The organism is Pseudomonas sp. 14P_5.3_Bac1 (genome assembly GCF_025466135.1).
Taxonomy (GTDB): Bacteria; Pseudomonadota; Gammaproteobacteria; order Pseudomonadales; family Pseudomonadaceae; genus Aquipseudomonas.
The window spans coordinates 1-13,084 of sequence record NZ_JANLOF010000028.1 but is presented as its reverse complement, the minus strand read 5'-3'; the positions used below and the strand labels follow the sequence as shown (position 1 = coordinate 13,084).

12 protein-coding genes are annotated in these 13,084 nt (G+C 60.9%); 5 read left to right on the top strand and 7 right to left on the bottom strand.

What is annotated here, in order from left to right:
- Positions 1-47: 47 nt before the first annotated feature.
- Positions 48-302, top strand: a complete 255-nt coding sequence (locus NTD89_RS07300; RefSeq protein WP_262206880.1) for a hypothetical protein — start codon at positions 48-50, stop codon at positions 300-302.
- Between the two features lie 20 nt (positions 303-322).
- Positions 323-871: a hypothetical protein gene (locus NTD89_RS07295; protein WP_262206878.1), complete on the top strand. Its 549-nt coding sequence runs from the start codon at positions 323-325 to the stop codon at positions 869-871.
- 72 nt (positions 872-943) lie between these two features.
- Here the strand turns inward: NTD89_RS07295 and NTD89_RS07290 are convergent, their stop codons facing one another.
- From NTD89_RS07290 to NTD89_RS07265, 6 genes are all read right to left on the bottom strand, one after another.
- The gene (locus tag NTD89_RS07290) at positions 944-2,683 is read right to left on the bottom strand and encodes a dipeptidase (RefSeq protein WP_262206876.1); all 1,740 of its coding nucleotides are present in this window, start codon (positions 2,681-2,683) and stop codon (positions 944-946) included.
- Between the two features lie 761 nt (positions 2,684-3,444).
- Positions 3,445-4,662 (bottom strand): phospholipase D-like domain-containing protein, encoded by a 1,218-nt coding sequence (locus tag NTD89_RS07285; RefSeq protein ID WP_262206874.1) that lies wholly within the window; start codon positions 4,660-4,662, stop codon positions 3,445-3,447.
- A 54-nt stretch (positions 4,663-4,716) separates the two neighbouring features.
- Positions 4,717-5,364 carry a MotA/TolQ/ExbB proton channel family protein gene (locus NTD89_RS07280; protein ID WP_262206872.1) on the bottom strand — a complete coding sequence of 216 codons (648 nt, stop codon included), beginning with the start codon at positions 5,362-5,364 and terminating at the stop codon, positions 4,717-4,719.
- Positions 5,365-5,381: 17 nt separating this feature from the next.
- Positions 5,382-7,667, bottom strand: coding sequence for a TonB-dependent receptor (locus NTD89_RS07275; RefSeq protein ID WP_145166070.1), 2,286 nt, complete (start codon positions 7,665-7,667; stop codon positions 5,382-5,384).
- 24 nt (positions 7,668-7,691) lie between these two features.
- Positions 7,692-8,426, bottom strand: coding sequence for an energy transducer TonB (locus NTD89_RS07270; protein WP_262206869.1), 735 nt, complete (start codon positions 8,424-8,426; stop codon positions 7,692-7,694).
- Positions 8,427-8,428: 2 nt separating this feature from the next.
- Positions 8,429-8,836 carry an ExbD/TolR family protein gene (locus NTD89_RS07265; RefSeq protein WP_145166068.1) on the bottom strand — a complete coding sequence of 136 codons (408 nt, stop codon included), beginning with the start codon at positions 8,834-8,836 and terminating at the stop codon, positions 8,429-8,431.
- Between the two features lie 190 nt (positions 8,837-9,026).
- Here NTD89_RS07265 and NTD89_RS07260 point away from each other — a divergent pair, with 190 nt between their 5' ends.
- Entirely contained in the window at positions 9,027-9,581 is a 555-nt protein-coding gene (locus NTD89_RS07260) for a GNAT family N-acetyltransferase (protein ID WP_262206867.1), read from the top strand.
- Entirely contained in the window at positions 9,578-11,152 is a 1,575-nt protein-coding gene (locus NTD89_RS07255) for an alkaline phosphatase D family protein (RefSeq protein WP_262206865.1), read from the top strand. Before NTD89_RS07260 ends, NTD89_RS07255 begins: the two co-directional genes overlap by 4 nt.
- Before the next feature lie 202 nt (positions 11,153-11,354).
- On the opposite strand, the gene NTD89_RS07250 is transcribed toward NTD89_RS07255, so the two are convergent.
- Complete coding sequence (locus tag NTD89_RS07250; protein WP_262206863.1) at positions 11,355-11,981, bottom strand: alanyl-tRNA editing protein; 627 nt, start codon at positions 11,979-11,981, stop codon at positions 11,355-11,357.
- 89 nt (positions 11,982-12,070) lie between these two features.
- On the opposite strand from NTD89_RS07250, the gene NTD89_RS07245 reads away from it, so the two are divergent.
- Positions 12,071-13,003, top strand: coding sequence for a LysR family transcriptional regulator (locus tag NTD89_RS07245; protein WP_262206861.1), 933 nt, complete (start codon positions 12,071-12,073; stop codon positions 13,001-13,003).
- The last annotated feature ends 81 nt before the right edge of the window (positions 13,004-13,084 follow it).

The following is a 13,084-nucleotide window of genomic DNA, read 5'->3' as shown; positions in this document are numbered from 1 at the left end:
CTGGCCCGTTTTGGCACGTTGTACTCAACACGATAGGGACATCACCTGTGAAATATGCAACCTGCGCCACCTTGCTGCTGTTACTGAGCGGCTGTCTGACCATGTCGGGTGAATACACCGTGACGGCTCAGGACGCCTCCGGCGCCCCGTTAACCAAGCTCGGCACGTTCACCGCCGAGGGCCATAACATTTACCCCATACGCAATGCGTTCTGCCTCAATGCGCCGGGGGCGACGGTGATCATTCGCGATGCCCGGACCGGCGAAGAACTGCGCAGCGAAAGCCCTTATCACTGCCGTTAGGCCTCAAAAAAAGGATTTCCATGAGAGCGTTTCTGATAGCCGGCCTGGCCGTGGCCGTGAGTGGCTGCGGCAATATTTCCAATATCCGTGCTTACAACACGCCCTATGTTGAACCCACAGCAGGGGATACCGCACGCTTGCGCGTGATCACCAATGGCATGGCGCGCGGTGTGCCGGGCCGTGATTGCATCGACTGGCGTGTGCCTGGCGCCGGGGTGATGGCCGTGTCCGAATCCGGCTTTGCGGGCCAGAATAATGGCCGCAGCCTGGGCATGCCCGAGAGCAACCGCCGGGTGGAGGCGCAAGGCTCGGCGCGTAGCGAACTGAAGGTGCCGGCGAACAAGCCTTTTGCCATGAACTTCCAGAGTGAGGGCTATGTGTCTGGCGGCAATGCCTATAGCTGCAGGCAGAGCTTTCACTTCACCCCCAAGGCCGGGCAAGATTACGAACTGATCCTGCTGGACGGTGGCCAGTGCCTGATTGCGTTGCAGCGCCTGAACCCGACGGGCAAACCGGAGAACGTGCCGGTGGAGAAGGCCAAGCTGTGCAATGCGATGGATATGTTTTAGGCCGCAAGCCAGGCCTGTTTAACCACAACGCCGATCAATCTTGATCGGCGTTGTGGTGTTTACCTTGGCTTATCAGAGCTTCGGCAGTTGCCCTACACGGCCCATCATTTCCGTGACGATCTGCAGGTCCAGCAAGAACTGCTCGACGGTCTTGAACTCACCATCGGTGTGCCCGGTGTACTTCACGTCCGGCTTCGCCAGGCCGAATTGCACGCCATTGGGCAGTTCGTGTACAGAGGTAGCGCCGGCCGACGTGCCGAACGTGTGCTCCATGCCGAGGTTTTCGCTGGCCACGGCCAGCAGGGCTTTGACCCACTCACCTTCAGGGTTGCGGTACATCGGCTCGGCCACCGAGTAGGTGACGTTCATCGCCACGTTGGTGTGCTTGTCCCAGGCGCTGATTTTCTCTTCGATTTCTGTCTTGAGCACCTCCGGCGATTTGCCTTTGGGGATGCGCAGGTTCACCGCCAGCTTGAAGGCTTTGTCATCCTGGCCGACAAACGTCAGCGAGGTGGTCAGTGGCCCCATGAACGCATCGGAGAAGCCCACACCCAACTTGCCGCCCAGGTAATCCAGGCCCCAGTTGTCAGCCGCATAGTGTGCAGCGTCGGTGATGTGGTTGTGCTTCAGCGCGATCTTGCCGTCAATGCTGTGGATCAGCTCCAGCATGCGTGCGACCGGGTTGACGCCCGCTTCCGGCTCGGAGGAGTGCGCCGACACACCGGTGAGCGTCAACTTGACCTCTTTGCCGACCACCTTGGCCGTTACGTCGAAATTGCCGCCATTTTGCTTGACGTAGTCAGCACCGGCTTTTTGCAGGCTGGCGGCCAGTTCAGCAGGCTTGTCGCTGAGCAGGGTGGCGACCGAGGCCGACGGAATCTGGTTGGTGGCCATGCCGCCGGTCATCGAGATAATTTCCGCGCCTTTGCCAGTGCCTTTGCGCACCGGGAAGCTCGCCATGACGGTGCCGTAGCCTTTCTCGGCAATCACGACCGGGTAGCCGCCATCCAGCGCCAGGTTGTATTGCGGCACCGGGTTGTGTTCGAAGTAATAGGGGATCGCGTCGCCCATGGTTTCTTCAGTGGTGTCCACCAACAGCTTGAAGTTGCGCGCCAGCGGCAGCTTCTCTTCCTTGATCACCTTCATGGCGTACAGGGCGACCACTATGCCGTTTTTGTCATCCTCGGTGCCGCGGCCATACATGCGATCGCCAATCAGCGTGACCTTGAACGGGTCGAGCTTGGTACCGTCCTTGAGCACCCAGTTTTCCGGGGTTACTGGCACCACGTCGGCGTGGGCGTGAATGCCGACGACTTCATCGCCGCTGCCTTCCAGCGAAATTTCGTACACGCGGTTGTCGATGTTGCGGAAGTTCAGGTTGAAGGCTTTGGCCAGGCTCTGGATCTTGTCGGCGATCTTGAGGAATTCCGGGTTCTTGTACTGCGGCAGGCCGTCGACGTTGAAGGTCGGAATTTCGACCAGTTCGCGCAGGGTTTCGAGCGCGGCTTTGCCGTATTTAACGCGGGTGTAAATACCCAGCAGGCGGTTGATTTCGTTCTGCTGGTCGGCGGTCAGGGTTTTGTTGGCCAGGAAGGCGTCGATGGCCGGGCCGACGTCATCGATTTTCGCCAGGTCGCTCTTGGCCAGGGTGCCGAGGAAACCACGGAAATCGGTGGCTGGGGTTTCGCTGAAATGTTTGATAATGGTCGCGCTTTGTTCAGCGCTGATGTTGGCGAATGCGGGTGTGGCAATGGCCGAGAAGCTGGCCGCGAACAGGGTGGCAGCCACCAGTTTTTTCAGTGGGAAGTGCATGACTAGAGGCATTCCTTTGCAAAAGAGGAGTGGGGAAATTTCTGATCGAAATGTCAGAAACAATTTCACACACTACCATCACCAAGGAGTGGTAGGGAGACCCGGATGAGGGAAATGTCCTACCTCGGTAGTTGAGCCACCAAGCATCAAATGTGGGAGCGGGCTTGCCCGCGAAGGCGGTGTGTCAGTCCGCGCCTACGTTGACTGACACGCCGCTATCGCGGGCAAGCCCGCTCCCACATTGTTTTTTTGCGTAGGAAGAATCGAGTTCAGCTCACGGCTTGCCAGGATGCGGGTCCGGGTACTGCGCCGCGACATCCAGTGCCTTGGCATACGGCCCATCCCACAATTGCCAATGCATCACCACTTCCAAGTTTGAGCCACCAAAAATCAAATGTGGGAGCGGGCTTGCCCGCGAAGGCGGTGTGTCTGCCAGCGCCTGCTTTAACTGACACTCAGCTATCGCGGGCAAGCCCGCTCCCACATTGTTTTTTTGCGTAGGAAAAACCGAGTTCAGCTTACGGCTTGCCAGGATGCGGGTCCGGGTACTGCGCCGCTACAGCCAGTGCCTTGGCATACGGCCCATCCCACAATTGCGCATGCATCACCACTTCCAATTTGAACCACCAAAATTCAAATGTGGGAGCGGGCTTGCCCGCGAAGGCGGTGTGTCTGCCAGCGCCTGCGTTAACTGACACTCAGCTATCGCGGGCAAGCCCGCTCCCACATTGTTTTTTTGCGTAGGAAAAACCGAGTTCAGCTCACGGCTTGCCAGGATGCGGGTCCGGGTACTGCGCCGCGACATCCAGTGCCTTGGCATACGGGCCATCCCACAATTGCGCATGCAGCTCGCCCACCCGCTTGGCCATCGACGCGTCATGCATCACCACTTCCAGGTTGCGCGAGTTATCCAGATACCCGCCCAGCCAGTTGCTGGTGCCGATCCATGCTACTTGCCCGTCAATTTCCATGGTCTTGCTGTGGATCACTCGCGCGTAGGGGATAAACCCTTGCTTGGCCTGCGGCAGGGTGACGATTTTGACCTCTACGTTGGGCAGCACGGCCAGGCTTTTGAGGTAGGGCAGTTCCAGCGAGTCGGTGTTCCAGTTGGACACCATCAGCTTGATCGACACCCCACGCGCGGCGGCGGCGCGCACGGCGTTGTCGATCACCGCGTAGTAGGGGCGGGTTCGGTCCGGCCCGTAGGACAGCGGCGCGTAGTCGAGCAGTTGCACGCGCACTTCTTTCTTGGCCTCGCTCAACAGGCGCGGCAGTTCCAGCTGTGAATCGCCTACGCCGGGCGGGTTGTAGCGTTGCGGGCTGGCCACCAGATAGTTGCCGGTGCGTGCCGGCTCCTGGCCCGCAGCCGGCAGCGGCACGGCTTGCTTATCTGCAAGCGCGGCCTGGGCCTGCCAGTCCTGATTGAAGATCGCCTGCACCTGGCTGACCACGGTGGCATCACTGATGCGCAAACCGGTCTCGTGGATATGTTCCAGCGAGCGCCAGTCGAAATTCTGGCTGCCGATAAACGCCTGCTTGCCGTCCACCACCATGTACTTGGCGTGGATAATCCCGCCGCTCAGTTGCCCGTACGAGAGCACGCGAAAGGTCAGGTTAGGAATCGCGCGCAGGCGTTCCAGGGTAGAAGCCTCCGACAGCCGAAGGCCTTTTTCCTCAAGCAAAAAGCGAATCTTCACACCACGTTTGCCGGCAGCTTCCAGATGCTCAATCACCGTGTCCATCACCGAGCCGGGATGGTCGGCGGCGTAGAACTGGCCGATATCAATGCTGTTTTTTGCGCCATCAAACAACGCGATCCACACCGGCCCCGGCTGGCGCAAATCGGCCGTGCCCAGCGTGGTATCCACCGGCACGGTGTGCACCAGTTCAAAGCCTGGAATTGAAAAGTCCGCCTGGGCCAGCGGACTGAGGAGCGAGCCAGCGAGGCCTGCGATACGCAACTTCATCGATAGGGACATACACGTCTCACCGGACAAAAAGAATGGCGGGCGCATTGCGCGCCCGCCCAATGGTCACGCCGTGCGGCTGTGCAGTGGCGTGGGTACCAGGTGCGGCACTTCATTGTGTACGCGGGCACCGGTGGCGGCGCGGATCAGCAGGATTTTCAGCTGGTCGTTGATGCGCTCCAGGCTGTCCTGGAAGAAGTTGTGGAACACCACGCAGAACAGCGCGATGGCGATGCCCAAGCCGGTGGCGAACAACGCCGTCCCGATGCCACCGGAGATCTGGCCTGGGTCGGACACGCCGGCACTGGCCAGCGCCTTGAAGGTGTCGATGATGCCCAGGATGGTGCCCAACAGGCCGAGCAGCGGCGCGGCGGTGGTGATGGTCTCGATGATCCACAGGCTGCGCGACAGCGGCGCGCGGGTCTTCAGGTACTGGGTTTCGATTTCGTCGTCCAGGTCCTTGCGCGAACCCTGAGAAGCCTTTTGCGCCAGCACCGGCAGCACCATGTTCAGTGGCAGGCTGTCGCGACGGGGCAGGCTTTGCGGCAAGTCGCGCTCGCTGTGCACATTGGCGCCCAGCACCTCAGTCAAGGCCCGCGCCTGGCGGCGCACGTAGGCGAAGTAAATACCGCGTTCGATGGTGATGAAAATCGCAATCGCCATGGCGGCGTACATCACATAAAAGGTGATGTCGTGAAGCAGGTTCATGTCCATGATCTATAGCCTCGCAGTTAGAAATTCGCTTCCAGGGAAACAGTGACGGTACGGTCCAGGCCAACGATGTAGGCCGGGTCGCCATCGCGGAAACCGCTGTAGCTCGCCGCGTTGGTTTTGGTGGTGTACACGCCGTCCAGGTACTTCTTGTCGAACAGGTTGTCGACGTTCAGGCGCAGGGTCGCGTCCTTGACGACTTTCTTGTCCACGGGCAGGTAGATACCGGCGCCGAGGTTGAAAATGGTGCGCGCAGAGATGGCTTCGTCGTTGGTCAGGTCGCCATAAAGTTTGCTGGTGAACTTGCCGCCGAAGGTGCCGTAGAAGCGCCCGTCGTCATAGCCGACGTTGGCCGCCAGCATGTTGGTCGGCACGTTGGCGAACTGCTTGCCGCTGGTGGGCAGCACAATCGGTCTGCCGGCGCTGAAGACGGTCAGGTCGTCCTGCTGCTTGGAGCTGGTGTAGGTGTAGGAGGTGTAGTAATTGAAGTTGTGCGCCAGCTTGCCGCTCCACTCCAATTCCAGGCCTTTGTTGATCACGGTGCCGGCGTTGATGTCGGCCGAGTCACCGTTGCTGTCCAGGGACGTCAGCTGGCGGTTCTTGAATTGCATGTAGAACAGGGTGGCGGCGAGGGTCATGTCTTCGCCGGTGTAGCGCCAGCCCAGTTCCTGGTTCCAGCTCAGTTCCGGCTTGGAGTCCAGCGAGCCGACGCCTTTGTCGTACAGCACGTAGTTCTGCGGAATCCGCATGTTGCGCGACAGGCTGTAGAACAGCTGATCACGCTCGTCGAGCTGGTATTTCAGGCCGGCATTGGGCAGCAACTTGTTGTAGGTCTGGTCAGCTTTGCCCGGTTGCTCGGTGAGGCTGCCGTGGTTGGTGCCTTCGCGCTCGACGTTCATGTAGGCAAGGCCGGCGATCAGGGTCCAGTCCGAATTGATGTACCAGGTGTCCTGGGCCCAGACTTTTTGCGCCGGCGTCACGGTGTAGCGGTCGCGGCCCTGTACGGTATTGCCGTTGGCATCGACCACCGAGTCGCCATCCGGCCAGGTGTCGCTCGGCTTGCCGCTGTTTTTGAGGGCAATGAACGGCTGGGTCTGGCTTTGGCGCGCGCGTTCGTACCAGTAGCCGAATTGCAGGCTGTGATCACCCAGGTCCCAGTTGAGTTTGGTGGTGATGCCAGGGCGCCAGGTTTGTGTGCGCGAAGGGCGGTAGTAAACGCCCGTGGTGGACGAACCGTCGGCGTTGTACTGGGCCTGCGTTGGCAGGTTGCCGAGGTCGAAAACGCCGCCCTTGTTCGAGCCGCTGTTGAGCGCATAAGCGGAGGAGCCCACGCCGCTGCCGTTGCCGTAGTAGTAATACGGGATCACCGACAGCGCCAGGTTGTCGCTCAGCTTGTACTGGGTGTTGAGCACCGCGGTAAAGGTCTGGAATGGGTTCTGCGCCAGGTCGTAGTAGCTGCTGATCTTGCCATTGGCGCCCAGCGCCGGCTTGGCCGGGTACGGGTCATATTTGCGGCCGAACTGCTGGAACTGCGCCTTGGTCAGCTGGCTGTAACTGTTGTTGTCCTGCTCGTGGTACTTGAGGATCAGGTTGGCGGTGTTGCCGTTGCCGGCGTCGAAAAAGCTGTTCCACTCCACCTTGTCTGCACGCACCGCGCCCGAGCCACGCCACATCTGGCCTTCGGTGTGCGAGGCCGACAGCCAGTTGCTCAGGCCGTTGACTTCGCCGGTGTTGAGGCGCGCAAAGGTCTTGCGCGTGGCGTTGCTGCCCACCACTTGTTTGACGAAGGCCCCGGTTTCCTTGGTCGGGCGGATGGTCACAATGCCGATGTTGCCGCCGCTGGAACCGATATGCGGGCCGTCGGCTTCCGACGAGCCTTGGGTGACGAAGATCTGGTCGATGTTTTCCGGATCGCCCAGCAGGTTGGAATACAGCGCGTAGTTGCCGGAGTCGTTGATCGGCATGCCGTCCACCGACATGCCGACCTGGTCGGAGTTCATGCCGCGCATGGTGAAGCGAAAGCCCGACAGACCGGTGTTGTCCTCGCTGGAAATGTTCAGGCCCGGCGTGTACTTGAGCTTGTCGATGGCGTTGCCGGTGGCGGTTTGCTTGTCCAGCGCTTCCTTGGTGATGGTCGAGCGGCCCTTGGCGCTCTCTTCCTGGACCATGTAACCGCCCCCCGCGGTTGCCTTGCCCCCCTGTATTCCAATCGTGCCGACGTCACTGTCATTGGTATCGGCCATGACCACTGCGTGGCTCATGCTAGTCGCGGCAACGAGTGCCAGATGAATACGGGTGAACCTCATCACTGTCGTCCTGGTGTCGGGTGCTTATTGCACGCTGTAGTTGAAGGTGGCGGTGAAGCGTTGCTCGTTACGTCCACCGAAGGCTTGTTCGGGGAACGGCTTGACCTGCTTGATGCGACGCAGGCTATTGGTAGCGGCTCGGTTGAGCAGCATGCTCGGCGCCGGGGTCTGGATTCCGGCATCGAGCACGCGGCCTTGTCGGTCCACCATCAACCAGACCACCACCTCGCCACTGGGGCGTTCGAGAGACGCCTGGCGCCCGGTGGGGTATTGCTTGTACGTGTCCAGCTCGTTGCGCAGGCCTTTGAGGTAGCCGCCTTCCAGTGCCTGGCCATCTACTTTGGGCGGCGCCGGCGGGGCAGGTGGCGCAGGTGTCGGCGCAATGGCGGCCTGTACCGGCTTGGCAGCAACCGGCGCCACTGGCGCTGGCGTTGGCGTCGGTTTGGCGGCGACCACCGGCTTGGGTTTGGGCACCGGCTTGGGTTTGGGTTCAGGTTTTGGCAAGGGTTTGGGCGGTGGTGGCGGCGGGGCCGGTTCGGCCTCTTCATCCTCAATCACCGGCGGCGGTGGCTCCTGCTCCACCACGGGCTCGGGGACCACTTCGGGCTCGGGCTCGACCAGGGCAAGTTCAACCGCCGACTCGTCATACTGCGGCTGGATTTTCAGGGGTTGGGACTGGATACCCAGTGCAATCAGCACCAGGGCGATCAGGGCCGGGACACTGCCCAGCAGCCGACGCGCACGAAACAGGGCATACATGATCAGGACTTACGCGTGGCGATGGACACGGAGGTAAAGCCACCCAGGCGCAGGGTGTCCATGACTTCCACCAGGCGCGCAACTTCCACGCCTTTGTCGCTGTTGACGATGATGGTCGACTTGGTATCGGGCTTTTCAGCGGCTTTCAGCGCAGGGACCAGGGCGTCGACCGTGAGGTCCTTGCCATCGAGTTGCAGCTGGCCTTGCAGGCCCAGGGTGAGGATGAATTTGTTCTGCGGCTTGAGTTGCTGCGAGCTGCTGGCGCTGGGCAGTTGAGTCTTCATGCCGAGTGCCGGAATCACGTTCAAACTCACCAGTACGAAAAACACCAGGAGGAACATCATCACGTCGATCATCGGGATCAGCTCGATGTGCGCCTTGCGTTTCTTGGGTTCATCCCAGGTTCTCATTCTGTTGCCCCGTCATTGAATTAGGGGCGACACGCTAACAACCAAAAATGACCGAATGGTTAACTTTAATTGACGTTTTGAAGGCTCTAGGACGAGTCTTTCAGGCGTTTTGCCTTGCAGTTTCATGACGTAATGAAACTGACACGAAGGGCGTACATTCTGAAAGAATTTACCTCGAGGGCTGCCCCGTATGCCGACTGCACTGCCTCAAATATCCACACCACGACTTCTATTGCAGGCGCTGGAAATGAGCCAGGCCGAGACACTTTTCAGCCTCGTCAACGAGCCCACCATTGCCGACAACACCGCGAACATTCCGTCGCCCTACACCTTGGAAGTCGCGCGGACGTTTATCGCGCAGATGCAGGAAAAATACCGTGCGGACGGACTGCTGGGCCTGGGCATGCACCTGCGCGAAACCGGTGAATTGATCGGCATGGTCAGCCTGCGGATCAACGCCCGTCATCACTATGGTCACCTTGGCTACTGGGTGGCGGCCCATCGTCGGAACGCGGGCTACGCCGCAGAAGCGGCGCGTGCAGTGATGGACTTCGGCTTCATCGAACTGGGGTTGCAGCGCGTCGGCAGCCAGTGTTTTGGTCGCAACCAGGAATCGGCGCGGGTCATGCAGAAAATCGGCTTGCGCTACGAGGGCTGCATGCGCGAAGCGTTTTTCAAAAATGGCGTGTATGAGGATTTGCTGACATTCGCCAGCGTGCGTGACGACTGGGAGCGTGCGTTGTGAAGGGCGGCGTGGACGCTGATCGGCGCCGCGTACTGAGCGGGTTGGCGGTTGCCACCGCGTTTTCGATCTTAAGCCCATTTGCGCGCAGTGCCGGGGTTGATTACCCGTTCACCCTCGGCGTGGCCTGCGGCGACCCGTTGCCGGATGGCTTTGTGATCTGGACGCGCCTGGCGCCGCTGTTCAATGCTGCGGACGGGCGCGGCGGGTTGAGCCGCGCCGTACCGGTGCGTTGGCGCGTGGCCAGTGATGCGGCGATGACGCGTATCGTCAAGCAAGGCGATGTCATGGCGACTGAGCGGTTTGCCCATTCGGTGCATGTCGAGGTTGCCGGGTTGGAAGCGGGCAGGCCGTATTGGTATCAGTTCGACGGCCTCGGCGCACAGAGCCCGGTGGGCCAGGCACGTACCGCGCCGCCGCTGCACGCCATGGCGGCGGCCACCGTGGGGTTTGTCTCCTGCTCGCACTGGGAGCGCGGCTACTTCAGCGCCTACCGTCACCTGGCGGCGGAGCAACCCGATCTGGTGTTTTTTCTCGGCGATTACATCTACGACAGCTCGTATGCAGCGGACTCAGGCAAGATCATCCGCCCGCACGGCAGCGGCAATGCCGTGAGCCTGAGTGACTACCGCAACCGATACGCGCTGTATAAAACCGACCCGGACCTGCAGGCTTTGCACGCGGCAGCACCCAGCGTGGCCACGTGGGACGACCATGAGGTGCAGAATGACTACGCCAACCGCTGGTCCCAGGACCCGAAGATTCCGGTTGAGCAGTTTTTAAGGCAACGGGCGGTGGCGTATCAGGCGTTTTACGAACATATGCCACTGCGTGTCAGCAGTGGGCCGAAAGGGCCGGACATGCGCATTTACCGGCGCCTCGATTATGGTCGGCTGGCGCGTTTTCATGTGCTTGATGGCCGCCAATACCGCTCCGAGCAGCCGTGTATTCAGGCTAACGGCAGTCACCAGGGGCATATCGCCGCCAACACCTGCCAGGACCTGCGCGACCCCGGCCGCACGATGCTTGGCTGGCAACAGGAAGCCTGGCTCGACCAGGGGTTTGCCCAGTCGAAAGCGCAGTGGAATGTCATCGCTCAGGATCTGCTGGTGGCGCCGTTGATCCAGCGTGACCTGACCAGCCATCAGGTCGGGCATTGGACCGATGGCTGGGACGGCTACATGGCCAACCGCTCACGCATGCTGGCGTCCATCACGCGCAATCAGGTCAAGAACCCGGTGTTCTGGGGCGGTGATATCCATTCGTTCTGGACCACCGACCTGCATGCCGACGGCAACAATCCGGACTCGCCCATCGTTGCCACCGAGTTCGTTGGCAGCTCGGTCACCTCCGATGGCCCGCCCTTTGAAGCCTTCAGCCAGATCTTGCCGCTCAATCCGCACGTGAAGTTCTTCGACAGTCGCCAGCGTGGGTACGTGTCGGTGAAGCTTGAGGCGTCGAAGATGCTGACGAACTTCCGGGTGATCACTGACCCACGTGACCCGGCGGCGACGGTGTCGACGCTCAAATCGTTTGTGGTGGAGCCGGGGAGGGCGGGGGCGATTGCGGTTTGATGCACAGTGGGGTGTGTGCAGGTTGGGTGTGGCGAGCGGGCTTGCTGTGGCGAGCGGGCTTGCCCCGCGTTGGGCTGCGAAGCAGCCCCCCAAAACCTGACAATTACCTCTTTCTGAAAAAATGCGGTGACTGTATTGGGGCCGCTTCGCGCCCCAACGCGGGGCAAGCCCGCTCGCCACAGGAGGCGCTGTCGCTGGAATTTTAGTCGAGGCTGTAACGCACCGACAGCGCGCCCTTTTTCTCCGACAGGGCCAGGATCGTGACCTGGCCCAGTTCGCTCAAGGCTTGCACATGGGTGCCGCCACACGCATAAGCGGGCAATTTGCCGAAGCCGACTTTGCGGGTGCCATCTTCCAGCGTCATCTGGCGCGCGTGGTCCTCGGCGATCCATTGGTTGATCTGCGTTTGAAACGCCTCGGCGTCAACGGCTTGCGCCGCTTGCCCACGGATAAAGGTGATTTTGCATTCGCCCGGCCAGTGATGGGCTTTGATCGGCATCCAGCCCAAGCTTTCCCCGGCATTGCCGATCAGATGCCCGGCCGAATGCAGGCGCGTGTACAGGGCGCGGCGCTGTTTATCGACCCGTGCGGTGATCGGGCCGGGCGCCACAGGGCGGTCAACATAGTGCACGACGCGATCGGCCTCCTGGGTGACGCGCACCACCTGGCTGTCGCCGAGCCAACCGGTGTCGAACGGTTGCCCGCCGCCCTGCGGGTGGAAGAGCGTTGACTGCAGCGTGACGGCAAACTGGTCCTCGTGCGGCGTACAGGCCAGCACTTCAAGCTCGGCGGTCAGGTGGTCATGGGTAAAAAACAGGCGCTCGGTCATCATCTACATCCGCATCAGGGTTCTACGGGCAGTATAAATAGTGCGTAGATGGGTGATAATCCGTTCAATTATCAATGGACCTGTGCGTCATGAGCATCAATCTTCCTCTGCCCCTGCTGGGTGAAATGGCGATTTTCGTCAAAGTCGTGGAAACCGGCAGCTTCTCTGAAGCCGCGCGGCAACTGAGCGTTTCACCCTCGGCGGTGAGCCGCAGTATTTCGCGCCTCGAACAGGCCCTGGCCACGCGGTTGCTGCAACGCACTACGCGCAAACTGCGCCTGAGCGAGGGGGGCGAAGAGGTGTTCAAGCGTTGCCAGGAAATGGTCAACGCGGCGCGTTCGGTGATGGAAATCAGCGGCCAGTTTACCCATGAAGCCGAAGGGCTGGTGCGGGTCAGCGTGCCCAAGGCGGTCGGGCGGTTCGTGGTGCATCCGCATATGCCGGAGTTCTTGCGCCGCTATCCCAAAGTGGATGTGCAGCTGATTCTTGAGGACCGGCATGTGGACTTGATCGATGACAATGTCGACCTGAGTATCCGCATCACCGACAGCCCACCGCCCGGGTTGGTCGGCCGACAATTGTTGCCCATCGAACATTTGCTGTGCGCGACGCCGCAGTACCTGGCCGAGCACGGCACGCCGGGCCATCCGCATGATTTGCTCGAACACAGTTGCATTTACCTGGGCGAGACCCCGGGCGATTCGCGCTGGAAATTCCGCCAGGGCGGCAAAGCGGTGACGGTTGGCGTGCGCGGGCGGTATGCGGCGAATCACACCGGGGTCCGGCTGGATGCGGTGTTGCAGCATGTGGGCATTGGCAGCTTGCCGTACTTCACTGCGCGGCATGCGTTGGAGGAGGGGCGTTTGGTGCAGGTGTTGCCGGCGTGGGATTTTATTGCCTCTTATCATGGCGAGGCGTGGTTGCTGCATTCGCCGACGCGGTATCTGCCGCCGAAGTTGCGGGTGTTTATCGATTATCTGGTCGAGTGTATGGCACGCGAACCGACACTGCGTCGAAGGTAGGGAACGCGGTTAAAAGGTGGGAGCGGGGGGGGGGGGGGGGGGGGGGGGGGGGGGGGGCCCCCCCCCCCGCGCCCCCCCCCC